This is a genomic window from Nitrospiraceae bacterium (assembly GCA_019637075.1).
Lineage (GTDB): Bacteria > Nitrospirota > Nitrospiria > Nitrospirales > Nitrospiraceae > JAHBWI01.
Genome location: JAHBWI010000005.1, coordinates 13965 through 35467 on the forward strand (window position 1 = coordinate 13965; position 21503 = coordinate 35467).

Annotated in this window: 21 protein-coding genes and 2 pseudogenes; all 23 read right to left on the reverse strand. The window is 60.5% G+C overall.

The genetic code is table 11. From position 1 onward, the window contains the following. Positions 1 to 7: 7 nt before the first annotated feature. A complete protein-coding gene (gene flgG / locus KF814_13790) occupies positions 8 to 799 on the reverse strand; it encodes a flagellar basal-body rod protein FlgG (GenBank protein ID MBX3237218.1) in 792 nt (263 codons plus the stop codon). A gap of 9 nt (positions 800 to 808) precedes the next feature. Continuing rightward, complete coding sequence (gene flgF / locus KF814_13795) at positions 809 to 1579, reverse strand: flagellar basal-body rod protein FlgF (GenBank protein ID MBX3237219.1); 771 nt, start codon at positions 1577 to 1579, stop codon at positions 809 to 811. A gap of 326 nt (positions 1580 to 1905) precedes the next feature. After that, positions 1906 to 2826 carry a GGDEF domain-containing protein gene (locus tag KF814_13800; protein ID MBX3237220.1) on the reverse strand — a complete coding sequence of 307 codons (921 nt, stop codon included), beginning with the start codon at positions 2824 to 2826 and terminating at the stop codon, positions 1906 to 1908. Between the two features lie 199 nt (positions 2827 to 3025). Then, positions 3026 to 3784: a FliA/WhiG family RNA polymerase sigma factor gene (locus tag KF814_13805; protein ID MBX3237221.1), complete on the reverse strand. Its 759-nt coding sequence runs from the start codon at positions 3782 to 3784 to the stop codon at positions 3026 to 3028. Positions 3785 to 3800: 16 nt separating this feature from the next. Then, entirely contained in the window at positions 3801 to 4664 is an 864-nt protein-coding gene (locus tag KF814_13810; GenBank protein MBX3237222.1) for a MinD/ParA family protein, read from the reverse strand. Positions 4665 to 4701: 37 nt separating this feature from the next. Next, the gene (gene flhF, locus KF814_13815) at positions 4702 to 5979 is read right to left on the reverse strand and encodes a flagellar biosynthesis protein FlhF (GenBank protein MBX3237223.1); all 1278 of its coding nucleotides are present in this window, start codon (positions 5977 to 5979) and stop codon (positions 4702 to 4704) included. Next, positions 5976 to 8084, reverse strand: a complete 2109-nt coding sequence (gene flhA, locus KF814_13820; GenBank protein ID MBX3237224.1) for a flagellar biosynthesis protein FlhA — start codon at positions 8082 to 8084, stop codon at positions 5976 to 5978. Before flhA ends, flhF begins: the two co-directional genes overlap by 4 nt. A gap of 21 nt (positions 8085 to 8105) precedes the next feature. Continuing rightward, the gene (gene flhB, locus KF814_13825; GenBank protein MBX3237225.1) at positions 8106 to 9188 is read right to left on the reverse strand and encodes a flagellar biosynthesis protein FlhB; all 1083 of its coding nucleotides are present in this window, start codon (positions 9186 to 9188) and stop codon (positions 8106 to 8108) included. Continuing rightward, a complete protein-coding gene (gene fliR / locus KF814_13830) occupies positions 9181 to 9969 on the reverse strand; it encodes a flagellar biosynthetic protein FliR (protein ID MBX3237226.1) in 789 nt (262 codons plus the stop codon). The genes flhB and fliR overlap by 8 nt, the downstream gene beginning before the upstream one ends. Before the next feature lie 17 nt (positions 9970 to 9986). Then, positions 9987 to 10256, reverse strand: a complete 270-nt coding sequence (fliQ, locus tag KF814_13835) for a flagellar biosynthesis protein FliQ (GenBank protein ID MBX3237227.1) — start codon at positions 10254 to 10256, stop codon at positions 9987 to 9989. Between the two features lie 12 nt (positions 10257 to 10268). After that, positions 10269 to 10937, reverse strand: a pseudogene (fliP, locus tag KF814_13840) (flagellar type III secretion system pore protein FliP). A gap of 118 nt (positions 10938 to 11055) precedes the next feature. After that, a complete protein-coding gene (locus KF814_13845) occupies positions 11056 to 11418 on the reverse strand; it encodes a flagellar biosynthetic protein FliO (protein MBX3237228.1) in 363 nt (120 codons plus the stop codon). A 50-nt stretch (positions 11419 to 11468) separates the two neighbouring features. Next, a pseudogene (gene fliN, locus KF814_13850) lies at positions 11469 to 11771 on the reverse strand (flagellar motor switch protein FliN). Positions 11772 to 11870: 99 nt separating this feature from the next. Continuing rightward, positions 11871 to 12842 (reverse strand): flagellar motor switch protein FliM, encoded by a 972-nt coding sequence (gene fliM / locus KF814_13855; GenBank protein MBX3237229.1) that lies wholly within the window; start codon positions 12840 to 12842, stop codon positions 11871 to 11873. Positions 12843 to 12864: 22 nt separating this feature from the next. Beyond that, entirely contained in the window at positions 12865 to 13404 is a 540-nt protein-coding gene (locus KF814_13860) for a flagellar basal body-associated FliL family protein (protein ID MBX3237230.1), read from the reverse strand. 336 nt (positions 13405 to 13740) lie between these two features. Next, the gene (locus tag KF814_13865; protein ID MBX3237231.1) at positions 13741 to 14967 is read right to left on the reverse strand and encodes a flagellar hook protein FlgE; all 1227 of its coding nucleotides are present in this window, start codon (positions 14965 to 14967) and stop codon (positions 13741 to 13743) included. A 56-nt stretch (positions 14968 to 15023) separates the two neighbouring features. Next, positions 15024 to 15329, reverse strand: coding sequence for a hypothetical protein (locus tag KF814_13870; GenBank protein ID MBX3237232.1), 306 nt, complete (start codon positions 15327 to 15329; stop codon positions 15024 to 15026). A gap of 11 nt (positions 15330 to 15340) precedes the next feature. Further along, positions 15341 to 16822, reverse strand: a complete 1482-nt coding sequence (locus tag KF814_13875) for a flagellar hook-length control protein FliK (GenBank protein MBX3237233.1) — start codon at positions 16820 to 16822, stop codon at positions 15341 to 15343. 197 nt (positions 16823 to 17019) lie between these two features. Continuing rightward, the gene (locus KF814_13880; protein MBX3237234.1) at positions 17020 to 17673 is read right to left on the reverse strand and encodes a hypothetical protein; all 654 of its coding nucleotides are present in this window, start codon (positions 17671 to 17673) and stop codon (positions 17020 to 17022) included. A gap of 64 nt (positions 17674 to 17737) precedes the next feature. Continuing rightward, the gene (locus KF814_13885) at positions 17738 to 18163 is read right to left on the reverse strand and encodes a flagellar FliJ family protein (GenBank protein MBX3237235.1); all 426 of its coding nucleotides are present in this window, start codon (positions 18161 to 18163) and stop codon (positions 17738 to 17740) included. Beyond that, positions 18160 to 19467: a FliI/YscN family ATPase gene (locus KF814_13890; protein MBX3237236.1), complete on the reverse strand. Its 1308-nt coding sequence runs from the start codon at positions 19465 to 19467 to the stop codon at positions 18160 to 18162. Before KF814_13890 ends, KF814_13885 begins: the two co-directional genes overlap by 4 nt. Then, positions 19454 to 20506, reverse strand: a complete 1053-nt coding sequence (locus tag KF814_13895) for a response regulator (protein ID MBX3237237.1) — start codon at positions 20504 to 20506, stop codon at positions 19454 to 19456. Before KF814_13895 ends, KF814_13890 begins: the two co-directional genes overlap by 14 nt. Beyond that, the gene (fliG, locus tag KF814_13900) at positions 20507 to 21502 is read right to left on the reverse strand and encodes a flagellar motor switch protein FliG (GenBank protein MBX3237238.1); all 996 of its coding nucleotides are present in this window, start codon (positions 21500 to 21502) and stop codon (positions 20507 to 20509) included. Position 21503: the final 1 nt, after the last annotated feature.

Here is a 21503-nt window from a genome sequence, read left to right on the forward strand (position 1 = left end):
AAGCTGATTACCGACGAAGATTGTTGGCGACCTGCATCATTTCGTCTGATGCCTGAATCGTCTTCGAATTGATCTCGTAACTCCGCTGGGCGATGATCATGTTGACCATCTCCTCCGCCAGATTGACGTTAGAGCTTTCCAAGAACCCCTGCTGCAACGTGCCGAATCCGGTGGAGAAACCGCCCGTGCCCTGCAACGCCGGTCCCGATGCAAAACTGTCGAGGAACAGATTGTTTCCCATCGACACGAGGCCCGAGGGGTTGTCGAACCGCACCAATTGGATCTGGCCGACCTGGGAGGCCTGCGTCACACCAGGCAGCAAGACCGAAACCGTGCCATCCTGGCCGATGTCGATTTTCAGCGCGCCGGAAGGAATCGTGATGACCGGCGTCAGCTGATCACCGTCGCCCGTGACCAGGTTGCCGACGTTGTCGCGCTTGAACGATCCGTTCCGCGTGTACATGATCGTGCCGTCCGGGCGCGCGACCTGAAAGAAACCGGGACCGTCGATGGCGAGATCCAGCTCGTTACTGGTCTGCCGGACGTTCCCCTGGAGCCATTCCTTGGCGACGGTGATCGGCCGGACACCGGAACCGACCTGGACACCCGTGGGAAACACGCCGACGTTTGAAGCGTTCGTACCGGGAAGGCGTTGGATTTGGTAGAGGAGATCCGCAAACTCGGCGCGGCTCCGCTTGAAGGCGTTCGTATTGACGTTCGCGAGGTTGTGCGCGATTGTATCGACGTTGATCTGCTGAGCCGTCATGCCTGTGGCGGCCGTCCACATTGCGCGAATCATACGCTCCTCCTACTGAACTCGACCGACATCCTGAATCGCGGTTTCCGTCATCCGATCCAATGTTTGGATCAGCTTCTGCGCCGATTCATAGGTCCGCATGCCCTGAATCATCTTGACCATCTCACCCAAGGCATTTACGTTCGATTCTTCGACATGTCCGGATTGCAACTGCGGATTGGCGGCCGGTTTCGGCTTCCCGCCCATGAACAACCCTTCCGTGTACTTCTGCGGCATCCCGTTCTCCGGAAAATCCACCACCTTCACCGTGCCGACCGGATTGCCGTCCACCTGTATCCCACCCTGCGCATTGACCTGGATGGTTCCCGCCGGGATCCGGATTTCTCCTTTGGTTCCCATGACCGGATGGCCGAGGTTGGTGACGAGCCGGCGTTGGTTATCGAGCGAGAACATGCCGTTCCTCGTATACCGCACACCTTGCGGCGTCTTGACCTCGAAAAATCCGTTCCCCTGCAACGCCATGTCCAACTGGTTGCCTGTGATGCGGATGCGCCCCGGCTCAAAGGCGGTGCGCAACGCATGGGGTTCCGCAAAGACCCGTTCGGTCGGTCCTGCGGGACGCGAGGTAATCGAGGCCGCCAGGGACATCGACGGCATGGCCGTCTGAACGGTGGCGCTCGCGCGGGCGAGCAAGCCTCGAAACGCCTGTTGGTCCTGCTTGAAGCCGGTGGTGTTGACGTTCGCCAAGTTATTGGCAAACACCTGCATCTGCTTTTCTTGCGCCACCGCGCCGGACAGGATGGGATAGATCGCTCGATTCATCGTAGGGACTTCTTCCGGTTTAGATTACTCTCACCGAGAGAATAGCAATCGATATGCCATCGCCCGAAGATCGACCAACTGCAGGGCAAGAAGCCGAGCCGTGATGAAAAACGCCTTCAACTGGCGTTATTACCTGCGGTGCGGCCTGCGGCGCGGATCAGAGATGGGAAAATCATGCTGGGCGGATCGTGACCGGGAGAGAGAACCAGGCAGACTTTACCGGGCTGACGGAAAGGCCTGCCTAGCGGCGTCGGGACCGACGAACGGAGAATAGCAGCCCATCCGAGGACAAGCTGACAAGGGGCCTTGATGACGGTGAGATTCGATCAGACTGACGCGCGGGAGGAAGAACCAGCGACGGACGCGGAGGCCTGTGGTGCAGCCACGCTTCCCTGCAGGCCATAGACAGAGTGGCCTTCGGCCCTGGCTTTTCCGACCGCTTCGCTCGCGGCACGGAGCAAGCCGGCTGCGTCCATGCCGTCTTGGCTGGACAGGCTGATGCCGATGCGACTGGTGAGAAACACTTCGTGGCCTTCCACTGTAAATGGCAGCGACACGGTACCCTGCATTTTACTCGCAATGGAGATGACCTGATCCGTGGAGCCGATTTGGTCCAGCAACACCGCGAAGGTGCGGTCGGCGAGCCTCGCCACCGTATCAGTGCTGCGGAGGGCGCTTTTCACCCGGGCGGCCTGCACGCGATAGATCAAGTTGATATTCATCTGGCCCTGCAACTCGGTCGAGAGAGAAAAGTGATCCATCTCGACGAGCAGCAGCGCCACCTGATGGTTCTGCTTATGGGCTCGGGGCACCGCTTGATTCAACAGCGACAGGAACAACCGCTGGGTCGGCAGACCCGTGACTGCGTCGTAGGTCGTCTGGATCGCGGCATTCGTTTCACCGCCGGCATAGCGGGCTGTCCCCTGAGGCTTGCCTGAACGGGTTCCCCGGTACACCACCACGGCCACCGCCGCGACCAGGACCATGCCCACCCCCCACATCATGGGCGAAAACGCTTGCAACGCCGAGGCGGTCAGCAGGCCTGTCGCACTAATCCAATACAAGCCTCCGGCCACCAACATAACCGACGCCACCATACCCAGGCGTGTGGAATCGAGCGGAGTAGAGTACGGTCCTCCGACCCCCTGTCCAAAGGTGATGATATGCCCCCGACCACCGGAAGAGCGACCGCCCCCCTGATCGGCGGGATCGGATGGCTGGAAGCTGCGTGTGACCTTACTATCCATGCAAGCGGTATCTCTGATCATGATGCGGACCGGGATAGAACGCCCGTAAACCCTTCAGCCCTTGGCAGATGAAATATCGGAATGCGGAGAGGGAAACTGAAGACTGGGACGTGAGGGGTACGATCGAGAAGATCCGCTCGGTACTAACGGAGCACAACGGGCGCGATCACCTAGAAACCGCCCATCGGCATTGTTGCCGCTAGGCGTCGACCGGGTGAAGCCTGGCCTTGAGGTGGAGGATCGCTTTCGAGTGAATTTGGCAGACCCGGGATTCAGTCACCTTAAGAGCCTGCCCGATTTCCTTCATGGTCAACTCTTCGAAGTAATACAGGGACAAGACCGTCCGTTCCTTCTCCGGAAGCTCCTGGATGGCACTTTCCAGCACCTTACGCTCTCGATCGTTCACCAAGACGGACAAGGGGTCCGGCTGATTGGGATCCGTCAAAACGCTCAGCACGGTATGCCCGTCAGGATCCTGGACACCGAGGTCGTCCAAACTGATCACGACGGCACCGCGCGATCGGGTCAGGAAGTCATCCAATTCTTCCTGGGACATCCGCAGTTCCGACGCCACTTCCTGGTCCGTCGGGGGATGGCCCAAGCGATTCAACAGTTCCGTATAGGTTTTTTGGAGCAAGGTGATGCGTTCGTGCACGGAACGGGGAATCCAATCCATGGACCGGATTTCATCGAGCATGGCCCCGCGAATCCGAAACTCCGCATAGGTTTTGAATTTCGCCTCGCGTTTGGGATCATACTTGTCCATCGCATCCATGAGGCCGATAATGCCGACGGAGACCAGATCCTCCGCATCCAGGTAAGCCGGTAAGCGGAACGCCAGCCGATGCGCCATGGCTTTCACCACGTGGGCAAATTCCTGAATCACCCGCTCCCGATCGGACTCCAGAATGGGCTTTTTTACCGCACTGCCGGTCGAGCTGCCTTTGCGTCCGTCCATGGGGTCAGTCGTCCTTTCATCCGTGCGCCGACAGCAACTGCTGCCACAGGAACTGCACCGTGCCCTTCGGCAATGCAGGAGGAGTCAGCCGACCGACGGCCCCGGCCAGGTCGCGGAAGGACCGGCTGACTCTCGTATGGGGAAACTCATCGATCACGGCGCGTTGATGCGTCACGGCCAACGGCACATAGTCATCCAGCGGGATGCAGCCGAGATAATCCAATGAAACGTGCAGGAAGCGGCTCACCGCAGTCTCGAGTTTCGCGAACACTTGGGCCGCCTCTTTGGGCGATTTCGCCATGTTCACGAGGACGTGAAACCGACGCTCCCGATATTGCCGCAACATGACCTTCATCAAGGCATAGGCATCCGTCAACGAGGTCGGCTCCGGAGATACCACTACGATGATCGACTGAGCAGCCGCGGCAAAATAGGTGACCGTCGACGAAATCCCCGCTCCCGTATCGATCAAGAGGACATCCATTGCCGAGGCCAGCCGCTCCAGCTCTTCCTGAAGCAAGAGCTGTTCCGTTTCCGTCAGGCTCGTGAGTCGGGGGATTCCCGAGCTGGCAGGGAGCACCATGATGCCGGAAGGCCCCTTCAGCGCGATGTCCTCGAGCCGGCAGACCTTGTTCAGCACATGCTCGAGCGTGTATTTCGGCGTGAGTCCCAACAAGATGTCGATATTGCCCAACCCCAGATCCGCGTCGAGTACCAAAACCCGTTTCCCGCTCTGAGCCAAAGCAATGGCGGTATTCGCGACGACGTTGGTCTTGCCGACCCCACCCTTGCCGCTGGTCACTGTAATGACTTGCGTGCGAGAGGCGGCCGCTCCACTATCCTGTTCCCGTACTTGCTGGTCCAGCATGCCTTGTTGCATGGTGTGGTGTTGCCTCCCTGTCCTATCGCACTCCGAGTTATCGCCCCTTGCTCCCGAATACCAGGCCGGCATCCGGTTGTCCTTCGCCCTGCCCCAACCCAATCATGCCGGGTGCCCGCAGGGAACCGCCGAGCAGAAGATCGCCTAAACGATCGACGTGCGCCTGAACCAGATCGTCCGGTACCCGCTGCCCGATTCCCCAATAGGACAGCGGCAGACCCGTCCGATGGGTCGTTTCGAAAATTCCGCCGTATCCCCTGGTCTCATCCAGCTTCGTAAACAGCAATCGCAAAGCCGGAAGATCGATGCAGTTCGACGCCATGGCGACGAGATCGGGCACCCTGGTCCCGGCCGACATCACCAGATGGATTTCGAGCGGATATCCGAGACCGATCACTCCACGCCACCGTTGGTCCGCCAAGGACTGGTAAGGCACGAACCCGGGGGTATCGATGAGAATGAGTTCCGCCTCTCGATGTTCTTCAATCGCCGCCCGCACCTGCTCCGCCGTCCCCGCCACAGACAATTCAATCCCGAGCACCTCCGCATAGAGGCGCAACTGTTCGACGGCCGCCGGCCGGAAGGTATCCATCGTGATCAGGCCCACGCTGCGCTGTTCCACCAGCCCATAGTGAGTGGCCAATTTTGCGATCGTCGAGGTCTTGCCGACGCCGCTTGGTCCGACGAACAGGGCTACTTTCTGCTCTCCGCCGGCCGAAAGCAGCGGACCCACCGTCGAAATCCGAGACAGCAACACCGTGCGCAGCAGTTGGAGCGACGACGTCCTCCCGGTTTGCCCCGGTTCCACCAACGTGGACTGGAGTTCCCGGAGGCATTGGTCCGCCGTTCCAGCCTCGACGCCATGCGACAAAAGATCCTCATAGACCCGCTCGAACGTGTCGACGCCGCGGCCCAACGGCTTCAGCACGGCACTCCTGGCGGGAACCTCCTGGGTCTTGCGAACCTGACCGCTCGCCGGAGGCGTGGGACGAGGCTGGCGCGGCGCCACACTTTCCGTCATGGCTCCATGCAAGGTCTGCTCGAAATTCGTCTTCTGGGCGGCGGACCCGGCATCGCTTCGAAGTCCGCTGCCGACTTCAGTTGCCTCAGCCTCCGCCATGGACAGGTCGGCCGCCAAAGCCTCCTCATCGCTGGCCGCCACAACCTCCAGCATGGTGCCGCCCAGGAGACCGAAGCCGTTGCCCCATGACCGAACCCGCTTCGTCGACAGAATGACCGCGTCCGGTCCGAGCGTGTCCTTGATCTCGCGGATCGCATCGTGCATCGACCTGACGTGGAAGGTCCTGACGTTCATGCCAAGCTCCTGCTCTCAACCACTTCAAGGTCGAGCCGAACGGTCTCCAGCGCCTGGAGACGAATGACGCTGTCGACCTCGTTCAGACCGAGCACCGGCACCGAATGGAGGATGCGGTCCGTCAGTTTCCGAAGATGCCGCCTGAGCGAGGGTGAACAGAGGATGACCGGTTGATGCCCACGGCCGACCATGCGTTCGGCCGCCTGCTTGAGCGCCGCCACCAGTTTTTGCGATATCTGCGGGTCCGGTGCCCACTGCGTACCCTGCGGGGCCGAATTGGCTTGGTCCGCCAAAGTCCGATCCAGCCGGGGATCGAGCCCGATGATCGGTAGCGTGCCGTCGGGCGCAAGATATTGCCGGGTAATCGTCCGTCCCAGGCTCTGACGTGCCACCTCGGTCAAAATTTCCGGGTCCTTCGTGGTCGTCGCGTGGTCTGCAATCGTTTCCATAATCGAACGCAAATCGCGAATGGGCACACCTTCTCGCAAGAGCTGCGCCAGAATTCGAACCAGTGATCCCAGAGGAATCATTCCCGGAATCACTTCCTCGACCAGCTTCGGATGGATCTTCGCCAGTTGATCCAACAGCGACTGCGCCTCCTGACGACCGAGCAATTCATGCGCATGCCGCTTGATCAGTTCCGAGAGGTGCGTGGCGATAGCGGCGCCAGGATCCACCACCGTGTAACCCGCCATCTGCGCCTGTTCCCGCGCTTGCTCCGGTACCCAGAGCGCCGGCAACCCGAAGGCAGGCTCCTTGGTCGGCAGCCCGTGTACGGCTCCGCGTTGCGCCGTTCCCGGGTCGATCGCCAAGACGTGGGCCGGCATCACTTCCGATTTGGCGATCTCCACACCCTTCAGGAGAACCGCGTACTCGTTCGGCCTGAGTTGAAGGTTGTCCCGAATGTGGATCGGCGGCAAAATAAATCCCATCTGTTCGGCAAATTGTCGTCGCAAGCCCTTAATGCGCTCCAACAATCCGCCTCCGCTTGCAGCCTCCACCAAGCCGATCAATCCATAGCCCACCTGCACTTCCATCAGATCCAGCGGAACGACCTGCGGCGTGGCTTCCTCGGTCTTGGCGGTCGGAGCCGGCTGCGCCGCAGGGGCCTCCTCCGCTTTCTGTCGCTCGTTGAGCAGATACGCGACGTAGGCTGCGGTGCCGCCGAGCATCAAGAACGCGACATGTGGAAGACCCGGTACCAGTCCCAAGGCCAAGAGAATCCCGGCCGCCGTCCCGACGGCTTTGGGCGAAATCAAGACCTGCCTGGTGATTTCGAATCCGAGATCGACTTCGGAGGCCGCGCGAGTGATCACGATACCGGTTGCCGTAGACACGATCAGAGCCGGCACCTGCGCCACCAACCCCTCACCGACCGTCAACAGCGTGTAGGTTTGCGCCGCCGCAGCCAACGTCATTCCTTGCTGGAGCACACCGATGGTCAAGCCACCAAGGATGTTGACGGCGGTAATCACGATGGCCGCCACCGCATCACCGCGCACAAACTTGCTCGCACCGTCCATGGCGCCGTAGAAATCCGCTTCCTCCGCAATCTGCTTCCGCCGGTGCCGCGCCTCCGACTCGTTGATCAAACCGGCATTGAGATCGGCATCGATGCTCATCTGCTTGCCGGGCATGGCGTCCAAGGTGAACCGGGCGGACACTTCGGCCACGCGCCCGGCACCTTTGGTGATCACGACGAAGTTGATGATGACCAGAATCAGAAAGACGATCAGACCGACGGTATAATTCCCGCCGACCACGAAATTTCCGAAAGCTCGAATGACTTCGCCGGCCGCGGCGACACCCTCCGAGCCGTGCAGGAGAATCAGCCGCGTCGATGCGATGTTGAGCGACAACCGCAGCAGGGTTACCATCAGCAGAATGGACGGGAAGACCGAAAACTCGAGCGGCCTCCGCACCTGCATACCCACGAGCAGAATGATGATCGAGAGTGTGATGTTGAAGCTGAGCAGAAGGTCGAGAAAGAACCGCGGCAGGGGCAACAGCATGACCATCAGCATGGCCACGACACCGACTGACATTAGAATGTCCGGGTGCTTGATGATCGACGTACTCGGTATGGACTTGTTCTCTGCAGCCATAGGATTGCCGTTCTACTCCCGTTACGCTTGCGGCAGTTTTCCGCGCACGCGATACACGAACGCCAGGATCTCGGCGACCGCGCGGTAGAGATCTTCCGGCACCTGATGCCCGACCTCCACCAGCTTATAGAGGGTCCTGGCGACCAGCTTGTTTTCCACGATCATCACGCCATGGTGGCGGCCGATCTCCCGGATCTTTTCAGCCACGAACCCGGCGCCCTTCGCCACCACGACCGGCGCTCCCATCGTCTTGGGATCGTATCGAAGCGCCACCGCCAGGTGAGTCGGGTTGGTGACGATCACGTCGGCTTTGGGCACCGCCGCCATCATGCGTTTCCGAGCCAGTTCTTTTTGCATCGAACGCACTTTGGACCGGAGTTGCGGATCACCCTCCGCCGACCGGTGTTCTTCCTTGATCTCTTCTTTTGACATCCGCAGGCTGCGCTCCCATTCGTAGCGCTGGTAGGCGTAGTCCATCGCACCGATGGCCGCTGCAGCCCCACCCATCATCAGGGACGCTTTCATGAGTTCGCTGCCGACGGTGAGCAGGAGCGGCTGCACGCCGTACTGGCTCAAAGCCGGAAGCTGGTCGAGGTCACCCCGGATCGCCAAGTAGCCCATGCCGCCGATGGCGAAAATCTTGATCCATGATTTCATCAGTTCGGTGACGGCGCGGAACGAGAAGAGGCGGGAGAAACCCGAGAGCGGATTGATGCGGGAGAAATCCAGGGACATGGCGTCCTGACGCCACAACAGCCCTGTCTGCATGACGTTGGCGCTGATGCCGATCACCGCGATCCCGCCGATGAGCGGCGCCAGAATCATGAAGACATCCAGGCCGATCTGGCGCAGGATGAGATGCACATGGTCCAAAGTCAATGCGCGCTGAGAGGACTCCTGCATCGCCTTCAGCAACCACCCTTGCAAGGCGCCCTTGAGGTTCTCCACCAGCGCGGGCGCAAACCAGGACAGGGCCCCGAGGCTGCCCAGGAGGCCGACCGCCATCATCGCATCGCGGCTGAACGCGATCTGTCCCTTGCGGCGCGCATCCGCTTTCCGTTTGGGTGTTGCCTGTTCTGTACGATCCGCTGCGTTTTCAGCCATGACCCAAGAGGTTCATCAATCCGAGCATGTGCTCGATCATCGTCGTGAATTCGTGCTCGAACAGGGACACCGTGTAAGGCAACGCCAACCCCATCGCAAACAGGCCTGCCGAGATCGTGATCGGAAAACTCAAGGCAAAGACATTCATCTGCGGCACCGCCCGCCCCAGTATCGACAGGATCGTGTTGACGATCAGCAAGGTGACGAAGACCGGCGCCGCCATTTTGAGGGCGACGCCGAGCATGTTTTGCGCCAACTGGATGATGTCCTGGGCCAGGCTATCGGACAGGTGCGCCGCGAACGGCGGCACCAGTTCGTAGCTCAGTCCGATGGCATGCACGACAAGTACATGGGCGTTGATCGAAAGAAACACCAGGGACCCCAACGTCATTTGAAATTGTGAAATCAAGGGGGTGTTCTGTTGAGTGGTGGGATCGAGCAACTGAATGACACTGAACCCCATTTCACTCCCCACCAATTCACCGGCGACTTGAAACCCGGCAAACAGCAGGCGGACTGCCAACCCGATCGTCAGTCCCACCAGGAATTCACTCATGACCCCAGCGATCACGAACATGGGATCCTCCGGAAACTTCGGCAGCTGAATGATCGGGGTAAGCACCAGGCCCAGCATCGTCACCAAACCCGCCTTCACGGGAGCCGGGATCGTCTTCGTGTTCAAAATCGGAAACACGCTGATGATCCCCGCAATCCTCACCACGAGGATGCTGAACGATTGAAACTGCGGAAGGGCCAGATGGATCGCCTGCGTCACATTCATCGTCCGCAAATCCCGAGTCAGTGGATCAGTTCCGGAATGCGCGTGATCAATTGCGTCATGAAGCTGATCAGCTCGCCCATCATCCAGGGCAGGAACAGGATCGTCGCGGCGAACACCGCCAAGACCTTCGGCACGAACGAGAGCGTGGCTTCGTTGATCTGCGTCATTGCCTGGAACGTGCTGACGGCGAGCCCCACGATGAGACTCAGCCCGAGCACGGGCGCGGACACCACGATGGCCGTTTCAATGGCCTGTCGACCGATCTGGGTAACCATCTCCGGAGTCATAACGCCGCTCCTTTATTGAAAGCTCTTCACCATGGATCCGACGACCAGATACCATCCGTCAGCCAGCACGAACAGAATCAGCTTGAACGGTAACGAAATCACCACCGGCGGCAGCAGCATCATGCCCATCGACATCAAGACGCTGGCGACCACCATGTCGACGATCAAGAACGGGATGTAAATGAGAAAACCGATTTGGAACGCGATCCGGAGTTCGCTCAACACGAAGGCCGGAATCACGACGTGGGTCGGGACCTGATCGACGCTGGCGGGCTTGGGCGTGTGCGCCAATTCCATGAACAGCTCAAGATCCTTGTCCCGCATCTGCTTGAGCATGAAACCACGGATGGGTTGAATACCCCGATTCCAGGCCTCCTCGTAGCCGATCTGCTCGGCGATCAGCGGTTGGATGGCGTCCTTGTAAACCGCCTGCCCGACCGGTGCCATGACGAACATGGTCAGGAACAGGGCCAGGCTCACCAGTACCTGGTTCGGGGGAACCTGTTGCGTCCCCATGGCCTGCCGCAGAAATGACAACACGATGACCATCCTGGTGAAGGAGGTCACCATGATGAAGACCGCCGGCGCGAGCGACAGCACGGTCAGCAGCGCCAGGATCTGAAGCACCACCGCTGTTTGTTTGGTGCCGCCCTCCCCTAAGTCGATCGTGAGGGACGGCCCCTGCGCCGCCTCGGCCGCATGAACCGAATGGATGAGCAGGATGGCGAGTAGGCCCATGAGGATACCGGCCAGCCCGCGAACGCGGGTCGCCGCCCCTCGCTCCGCACCGGTTCTTGCTTTACCCGACATGTTTGTCCTCGTGGCCCGCCACCGCCATGCCGAACAGCCCGAGCGGCACAGGCCGCTCAGCGGCCTTCTCCAACAACGTCGAGACCTGTGCGGGATCGGTGATGCGGCCCAGGGAGACCATCTCGGTGGGGGTCGTCCCGACGATCAAGACTTCCCCGCCGACGGCGACCAGTACCACATGTTTGCGGGGAGCGATGGCTCCGCTGCCCACCACTCGGATCAGCGATGATCCGTCCTGAATCAGGAAGCGGCGGCCGAATCGCGAGCGCAGGAGCGCCAACAGCCCCAGGACAAGGGCCAGCACCACTCCGAGCGCCGAGGCCATCCGTATTGCACTTTCCCAAACATCCATGGAATTTCAGCCGGCTCCACAGGCCCGGGTCGGAACCCTGGGCGCATCGATTATCCCAATTGCTGAATGCGCTGATTGGTGCTGACGACGTCGGTCAGGCGGATGCCGAACTTTTCATTCACAACCACCACTTCGCCCCGCGCGACCAGCTTGTTGTTGACAAGAACTTCCATCGGCTCGCCTGCCAATTTATTCAGCTCGATGACCGACCCCTGCCCCAACTGAAGCAATTCGCGGATCAGCATGCGGGTCGACCCGATCTGCACGGTCACCTGGAGGGGAATGTCGAGCACGAAATCGATGTTTTTGTTTCCAGGAATGGCGGGGGTGGTATCCATCGTCGGGAACGACGTCGCCTGCGGAGTTCCTCCGGCGTCAGCGCCTCCGACTGCACCAGATCCTGCGGTTGCATCTCCATTGGCCATGGACGACTCTCCTCTTCCTGCGTCGGATTAGCTCAACACCTTGGTTACGCGACAGGCATGATTACCTTTGAAGACGCCCGGCTGCCCATGGAACTTCGCGTCGCCTTCCACGAGACAGAGCAACGGATCTCCCGGGTGCTGATCCAGCATCAACACGTCGCCGGGAGTAAAATTGAGCAGGTCCTGCACGTTGATCCTCGCGGTGCCCAACTGCACGGTCATCGTAACGGGACAATCCTGCAACGATTCCTTGAATCGGCTGCCCCAACTGCTGTCCTGTTCCACGTTGTCCGCGAAGAGACCGGAGTACAGTTTTTCTTTGATGGGCTCGAGCATCGAATAGGGATAGGCGATGAACATATCGCGTGAGGCTTCGCCGACGACCACCTGCAGCGTCACCACCACCACGATCTCCGTCGCGGTGACGACCATCGCAAACTGAGGATTGCTCTCGGTCCGCGTATAGCCGATCTTGACCTGCATCACGGCCTGCCAGGCCTTTTCCAGGTCGGCCAGCGCTTGCTTGACCACCTTCTTGATCAACCGCACTTGGATCGTGGTGAACTCGCGTCCCTCCGGTTTGACATGTGTCTGCGCCCGCCCGCCGAAAAAGAAATCGACGATCAAATAGACCAGCGAAGCATCCATGACATAGAGGCCGTTCCCTCTGAGCGGCTCCATCATGAACACGTTGAAGGACGAAGGAAGCGGCACCTTCTTGATGAAGTCGCCGAATTTCATGATCTGTGTGCCGACCACGCTGAACTCGACTTTTTCGTGCAACAGAGACGACCAGGACACGGATTGCTGCCTGGTGAACCGGTCGTTGATCATCTCCATCGTGGGCATACGCCCACGAATGATGCGTTCTTGATTCGTCAGGCTATAGGACTTGACCCCCGACGGATCCTCCTCCTCCTTGGGCGTGGTGTCGACTTCGCCCGACACCACCCCGCTCATCAGGGCATCGATTTCTTCCTGCGAGAGTATCTTGTCCATGGCGCCAGCCGACTGCTCCGGGTTACTGAATGACGAAGTCCGTGAAGTACGCCGACTTGACCGATCGACGGGGCAACACGCCGTTGACACGCTGTGTGACCTCGTCGCGCAGCTGCGCCTTCCCCTGAGGAGCCCGGATCGTCGTCGAGTCCTTGCTCGTCAGCAGCACCAAAATGCTGTCGCGGATCTGAGGCGTGCGATTCTTGATCTCTTCCACCGTCTCCGGACTGTCGACCTCGAGCTTGATGCTGATCTTCAAGTACCGGATCTCCGGTGAATCGGCGAGATTGACGATGAAGGGATCCAAGTCCGCGATAGCACCGGGGCTGGCTCCTCCCCCGTGACCGCCCTTCCCCCCATCTCCGTGGCCGCCCTTGTCGGAGGCACCCTCGGCCTTGCTCTCTTCGGCCGCATGTCCCCCACCGCCTCCGCCCCCCATCATCTTGATCATGACGAACGCGCCCCCGAGCATCAGAACGAGCATCCCTGCGAGAAGAATGATCACCATCTTCATGGGGACGCCTGCCGGTGCCGCGACTTTCTCTTGTGCTGCTTCTGCCATAATGGTCCTCCTGCAGACGCTAATTGCCAGAACTGACCAGGACTGCAATGCATGTGCCACCTCGAGACGCGCTGGACGCGGCGATTCGCATCCTGTCGTTGCGTCAGGTCCTCAGAAAACCAGGGATTTTATTCTGAGCGCTCGAATAGACATGCAGGACCTGATGATTTGCCGCTGGCTGACGTCAGCTCGGTGACGGGCCGAAACGGGAGACCGACAGAAACTTGACGAGAAAGAATCAGAGAGAGCGCGCGGCTCGAGAAAGCAGGACTAGGCAAAAAGTATCCAGTGAAGACCCGGGCGACTCAGGGGAGCCGCCCGGGCGAGTGGCGAGGCTTACCGTTTGAGGTTCACCAACTCTTGCAGCATCTCATCGCTGGTCGTGATGGCCCGCGAGTTGGCCTGGAACGCCCGCTGCGTGATGATCATGTCGACGAATTCCTTCCCCAGGTCGACGTTCGACTGCTCGACCGCGCCTGATACGACGCTACCCAAACCGTTCGTCGTCGGCGCGCCGGCCAAGGCGCTGCCGGATTCGACCGACTCGAGGTAGTGGTTGTCTCCCGAGTTCACCAACCCGTCCGGATTGATAAACCGGTTCAGGACGATCTGCGCCAAGGCGTGCGTCTGACCGTTCGTGAACTGCGCCACGACCTGTCCGGTCTTGTCGACGCTGATCCGTTCCAAGGTGCCGGACGCGTATCCGTTCTGCGTCTGACTGATCACGCCTGACGGGGACCCATACTGGGTCATGCCGGTGAAATCCACGGTCACTGTCTGCGGCGTCGTGGCTCCGCCGGGGATGGTCAGGGCCATCGCTTGCGAGCCGCCGGTCGAGAGGGCTCCGGCCGCCGTAAAGACCAAGTCGGTGCGCGCCGTTGCCGCGCCGCTGTCGACCCTCGAGTAGACGTTCCAGGTCAAGGCCGTCGACGATTTCCGGAAAAACATCTCCAACTGGTGCGCGTTGCCCAATGAATCGTAGAACGTCACGCCGTTCGAGAAGTTGTACGTCGTCGGGTCGGTCGCGCTGAACGCAGTCGACGGAGCAGTGGCGTTCGCATTGAGGTTGGCGACGATGTTTGCCGTGGTCGTAGACTTCGGCGCAAACGCCGTCGTGTTCAACGTGATGTTGCCGACTGTGCTGGTGATATTGCCGTTCGTATCAGCTTGGTACCCCTGCAACAGAAAGCCGGCGGCATCCACCACCTGTCCCTGGTTGTTGACCTTGAACTGTCCCGCCCGGGAATAGTAGGTGGCCCCGGCGGAATCGTGCATCAAGTAAAACCCGTTCCCGTCGATCGCCAGGTCGAACGTGTTGCCCGTCGTGGTCATGGAACCTTGCGAGAAGTTCCGTTGCACGTCGTTCATGAACACGCCCAAGCCGATCTGATCGCTGCCTGATCCGCCGGTGAGGCTGGCAGAGATCAAATCCGAGAACGTCGCACGGCTCGATTTGAATCCGGCCGTACCGACATTGGCGATATTGTTACCGATGACTCCCATGGCATTCCCATAGGAGCTCAGCCCCGTAACTGCGGTAAACATGGACGTCAGAATACCCATCGTGCGTTCCTCCTCCGGTCGGCCGCTCCTATCAGAGCGTCGACATCATGGCCTCGCTACGCAGTCTTCGTCGTGGACTGTGTCTGCTGTGAAGGCGTTTGTCCCTGCGCCGCCTGCTGCAATTGCACACTCTGCTCCGTCAAGCTCACCAACTTCGTCAGCTGTTCGATCTGGCTGAACTGCGCCGTCTGGGCGATGAAGTCGGTATTTTCCATCGGCTTCAGGGGATCTTGATTCTGCAATTGTGTGACCAAGAGCTTTAAGAAATCGGCCTGCCCCAAGGCCTTCTGGCCGTCGGCCGCAGTGGTGCTCGATGCGGAGGTCGTACTGCTCGTCTGTGTGATGGCATTGCTGATATCCATAGGTCCTCCCCTTACGCGAAGTAACTCATGCGGCCGTTTCCCACCTGACGCGGAGTCGGCGGGCCGTCGGCCTCCTCGACCTTTCCTGCGCTCCCCTCCACCGCGCGGCCGGCGGTCTGTCCGGGCCGCTGGTACCCAGTCCCGGCGTCACCCCGTCCTTGTTGTTGCTGATCGACCGTCACACGGAGAAAGCCCATTTCCAATCCCGTAGTCCGCAGAGACGATTCCAACTGGTGTCCCTGCTGCACTAACCCTTGGCCCAATACACCATGCTCGGTCCGAATGTGGGTATGGACCGTCTGCTCTGCCATCATGACCCTGACCCGCAACGGCCCCATATCCAGTGGATCGAGATCAACGGTGACACTCTTGAACGTTTGCGGCAGCGGCGACGCATCCTCGGGCTGACGCACCGTGCTCGTGGCCTGAGGAGCGGACAGGCTCCGGGGCTCCCCGTTTCCCGTCGCGGATGAAGCAGCCGTCCCGTTTGTCCCGGCTTCCACCATCGTGTGGCCGAAGCTCGCTTGAGGGCCCGACGGAGGTCCGGCTGCTCCCGTGGTCTTCGACTGCTCGGCCTGCGAAGTCATGTCGAATTGCCTGGATGTCTCGCCCGAAGACGAGTCTCCCGAGGTCCAGTGGGCCGTTTCGGCCCTGAATTCGGCGAAAGACAGCTCAACGTCCTGGTTGCTCGACGCAGGAGACGATGACATGGCATCCTTGAGCTCCTGAATCTTTCGATCAGCCTGCATCAATAAGTCGGTCACTTTCGACAGCAGGGAGGACTCTCCATCCTTCTCCTCCGACTGCTTTTCCATCGATGGGGAAACCGCCGCGACATTCTCCTTGGTCGCTTCCGCACCCTCGCCCTGTTGAGGCAGTGCCGTCGCTGAAGCGGCATCCTGGCCCGGCGCCTGCGCGTTTCCTTGAGCTTTCAGCGCTTGGGCTGTGAGGACCTGCTGTCCATTTGCAAGCGGCGTGACGGAAGCCTCAGTAGGCATCGCTTCGTTTGCGGACTCGCTGGGCCCTGCCTTGTCATCCGGCGCATCGACGGGGGCGCTCTGTTGCTCCTGCTTGGGCTGGGCGTTTGCAGCCGCCAGACTCACGGTCTGCGCATCCGGCGAAGAGTTCTCTTTCTCTGCGGGCGCGTCCTCATCGCGCTCATCCTGGCGTCGCGCCTCGATCGGCTCATCCCGTCGGCTTCGTTCCGGCTTGCTAGCCTCATGAGACGCGTCAGCGCGACGCCCTGACCGCGAGGCCCGATGCGCGTCCTGCGCTTCTTTGGAACCGGAATTGTGCTGGTGATGGGCGGCGATGGCGCCGTCAGCCCGTTCGCGGCCACGGTTCGCCCCGGCTTTCGCCTGTTCCAACACCCTGCCGAAGCCGCTTTGCTGTAGCGACTCGTCTGGAGTATCGACGCGGGCATTGAAGTCAGGAAGAGGCAAACGTGTCTGTTGGACCGATGTCGTGACTGCCTGCTGTGATGTTGGTGTCATGGTATCGCACTCTCTCGATGAACGATTTCAGCTCTTCACCGGAGAGACTTTACAAACGGCGTGCCAACGGCCCTCGAACGAAATCCTGCCGTCAGTCGCCTGTTTGAAAACGAACAAGATCGGAGCATAGAGCGAGAGGAAGATTCTGCAGGGAGTCGGCGGCAAAACTTGCCGTGCCGCACGTGAGATGGGAACGATCAGGGAGCGTTGAGCAACTGTTCGGTGAGATGTGCGGCGCGTTCCGGCCGCACAGCGGCCAGAATCGCCCCGGCCGACTTGCCTTTCAGGAGACGGAGAAGTTCGATAGCCTTGCGCTCCGGCATGCGCTCGATACGCGATGCGGCCTCTTCCGGCGGCATTGCCTCGTAGATTTTCGCGAGCTGAGCCTGGCTCACATTGCGGGTATCCGCCGCGACCTTCTCTTCCTTGGCCTTACGGTCGGCCTCGACCTTGGCAGCGGCTTCGCTGCGCCGCTTCTGACCCTCGGCCGTCTTCTCGTACCGCGTCACGATTTGTTCGAGCTCGGCTTTGAGTTCGAGAAGGTGGGTCTCCGCGCCACGCAATGCCGCCTCCCGTTTATCGAGTACACGCCTGCGCTGTTCGAGCATGTCCAGGATCTCACGGGGAGCCGACGTGGCGGGACCATGGATGGCCGGCGCCTCTGTGCCGTGCGCGCCGCCCTCCTTCGGAGTCGCATTCGACTCCCCTTGGCCGGAATCACCCGCCCCGCCTTCAATCGGCTTGCCACCGGTGGCGGCGGATTCTGAGCCTGATGCTTGAGGCAATGGGTTGAGCATGCCAGCCAGCGAGAACAGCGCCGCAGCAAGAACCCCTGCCCTGCCCCGCATCATCCCTGCGTGCCTTCTCTGACCGGTCGCTAGCTCTGACACTTCACTCGCCATGATCCTGAGTCCCCTACCTCGCGGCCTTCCGTCCCCAACTCCGATCGTCGATCAACCGCTGGTCAGCCTGGTCGATTCGACGGCGCAAGTCTCGCAACGCCCGCTCGTGCAAAATATCAAGCTTCTTTCTGTACCGAGAGGCTTCGAGCACCTCGTCCCGCTTCGTCATCCACCGCCCATGCATCACCGCCCGGGCCTGCTCCGCAGCGGCTTTGGCCGACAAGGAGGCGTCCATATCCCCCAAACGACCGCTCAACTCATCGACCGTGCTTCCGCTCCGGGCTTGAGAAAGATAGCGTTCGGCCGCCTCGTCAGCCCGCCGACCTTGCAACGCAACATGTTCTTCAGCCGTCCTGAGCGCCTCCGCGAGCTCGGCCAATTCCAGTTTCGCCACCTGCTCGACTTGAAGGGCGTAGGCCCGCAGCACGTCCACTTTCATTGGATCTTCTGAGCCAACTGGAGCAGCTCTTCCACCGACTTCGCATAGCCGACGGGCTGCTGGATCTCCTGCCGGAGAAACTGGGTGATATCGTCGTGTGCCGCCACGGCCTTGTCCAACTCCTTGCTCGTCCCGGGTTTGTAGGCACCCAACGTGATCAGATCCTCAGATCGTCGATACAACGCCGTCCGTTCCACCACCAGCCGCGCTGCGGCATAGTGTGTCGGCGACACGACGTCCCGCATTACACGGCTTGTGCTCTGCATGATATCGATCGCGGGGAAATGGTTGCGCGCCGCCAGTTCGCGCGAGAGCACGATATGCCCATCGAGGATCGACCGCACCGCATCCGCCACCGGGTCGTTGAGATCGTCTCCGTCGACCAGCACGGTATACAGCCCCGTAATCGCCCCGCCGCTTTGTGCGGTACCGACCCGTTCGAGCAGCTTGGGCAAGACGGCGAACACCGATGGGGTGTACCCCTTGGTCGTCGGCGGCTCTCCGATGGCCAGTCCGACTTCGCGTTGGCTGTAGGCCAACCGTGACAGGGAATCCATCATCAGCAGGACTTGCTTGCCGCAGTCCCGAAAATATTCCGCAATGGCCGTCGCCACCAAGGCACCACGGATACGCACCAAGGGAGGCTGGTCCGACGTGGCCACTACGACCACCGAACATTCTCTGGTTTCGGGCGTCATATCCCGCTCCAGGAATTCCTTCACCTCACGGCCCCGCTCGCCGATCAAGGCAATGACGCGAACGTCCGCCCTCGTGTAACGGCTGATCATGCCGAGCAACACGCTCTTCCCCACGCCGGATCCGGCAAAGACCCCGATCTTTTGCCCCTGCCCGCAGGTCAGAAGCGAATTGATCGAGCGAATCCCCAAGTCGATCGGCTGTGTAATGCGGGTCCGATGCAACGGGTTCAACGGCACGGCATGGAGCGGATAGCGCAGATCCGAGCGCAACGGCGGAAGACCGTCGAGCGGATTCCCCAATCCATCCAGGATGCGGCCCAACACCTGCGGGCCGACCGGCACGGAGGCCGCGTGCCCTTTCATGACAACGCGGCTACCAGGCCCGATCCCCTGCATTTCCCCCAAAGGCATCAGCAGCACGCGTTCTTCACGAAATCCCACGACTTCGGCCATGACGGTCCCATGACCGTCTTCCCGGGTGATCTCACAGATTTCCCCGACGGAAGTGAACGGCCCGGAGGCCTCGATCACGATCCCGACCGCTTGCGCCACGCGTCCGGTAACGGAAAGCGGTTCGACCTGTTCTAGACGGTCACGCAGCTTCACCGGCTTCTCGCTTTCGAAGGGCTTCGCCTAAACGCAACAGTTGCGTATCCAAGGTCGCGTCGATCAGGAGACTGGCGGTTTGGACCATGCAGCCGCCCGGTGTCACAGACGGATCGCTCTCCAGCTTCACGGTCAGCAGCCCGTGGGGCGCCTGCGCGAGGGATGCCCGTATCGCTTCCAGATGGGGCAGATCAGACGGATGCACGCGGACACGGACCAAGCCGCTCTCATGAAGGTGCGACAGGGCTGTCTTCACTTGCGTCACGATCACTTCACGCTTCTCGGCCACAGCCTCGTGAATCACTTTCTGGGCGATCAGGAATGCCAGGGAAGCCACTTCCTCTTCCACCGTATCGACCAACCCACGCCACGTCTCTTCAAGCTTGCCGACCACGGAGGACACCAGCCCCTGTTCTCGTTGCCGCTGGCCGGCCACACGTTCCGTCACTTTCCGCTCGCCCTCCATGACACCGCGTTCGAAATCCGTCAGGCCGTCCTCGCCCACCGGCGAATTGCCTCGTCCGAAATCGGCCAACGGAACGGATCGCAGCTTGATATTGCCGGATCGGATCAGTGTGTTCTTCAGAACCGTATTTTCCTGGCGCAGGCGGTAGAGCTCGAGCAGCCGCGTGACCGTCAATTGCACGAAATCGTTCTGGAACGGCTTGCTCAGAAAATCCGACGCTCCGGCCTTCATCGCTCGCACAGCCGTCTCGACGTTCCCGTATCCGGTCATCACGATTCCGAGAATCCGCGAATCATATTCCAGGGCTTGCTGCAAAATCGTAATGCCGTCCGTTCCCGGCAGTTGGACATCCGTGATGAGAATCGCCACCGGTTCGCGACGCAATTGGGCCATCGCTTCTTGAGCATTCCCGGCGGTACAGACCAGATGTCCCGTGCTGCGCAACATTTCCGCGAGCAGATCACGAATCGCCTCCTCGTCGTCGACGACGAGGATCGCCCTGGGAGTCAGCTCTTTTTCCGGCACGCCGGAAAGGGCCGGATGCGCTTGAAATCCGGCCGACACGGTCCCCATTTACATCATCTCCTCTCCGCCGGCGCCGGCGATGACGATTCGTCCTTCCTCTTCCAGCTTGCGGCACACCTTGAGGATGTTCTGCTGGGATTTTTCCACGTCGGCTACCTTGACTGGCCCGCGCGTTTCCATATCCTCCTTGAGCATCTCGGCCGCACGGCTGGACATGTTTTTGAGAAACTTGTCCCGAATCTCCGGCGAAGACCCCCGCAAAGCGATCGGCAGATCCTCCTTGCTGATTTCTTTCATCAGCTCCTGCATGGCCCGATCTTCCAGCTTCACGAGGTCGTCGAAGACGAACATCAGGGCGCGAATGCTGTCGGCCAAGGCCTGATCACGCTCCGTAATCTTGGCCATGATCGAGCCTTCGGTGTTCTTGTCGAGGCGAGTCAGGATATCCGCCATCAGCTCAGGCCCGCCGACCGTCATGCTGGAAGTGCCGGTCGTGGCGGACAGGACTTCCTGCAGACTGTCACTCAACTCGGTCAAGACTTCCGGCTGTACTTCCTGCATCGTCGCCAATCGGATCGCCACGTCGTTCCGCAGCTGATCCGGCAGCAAACCCAGGACCGGACCGGCCTGCTCGGCCTCCATCTGCGCCAGGCAGACCGCAATCGTCTGCGGATGCTCCGCTCGCATCAGCTGGGCAACGGTTTTTGCGTCCACCCACTTCAGGGAATCGATGCCGGGATAGGTCTTCGTATTGAGGGAGTCCAGCATGCGGGTAGCCTTTTCGGGGCCGAGAGCCTTGATCAGGATGGCCTTCATGAACTCCTTGCCCTCGAACGCCACCTCACCGGAGGCGCTGGCCTTCTCGAATTCCGTAATCACGCTGTCTTCCTCTTCCTTCGTGATATTCGCCGTGTCGCGCATGTAGGTGCCGAGCTTGCGAATATCCCGCGGATCGAGCGACTTCATCACCACCGCGGCGGCTTCCTCCCCGATCGCCCTCAGGAGAATCGCCGCTTTCTGCTCACCGGTCAGTTGTTTGGCCATA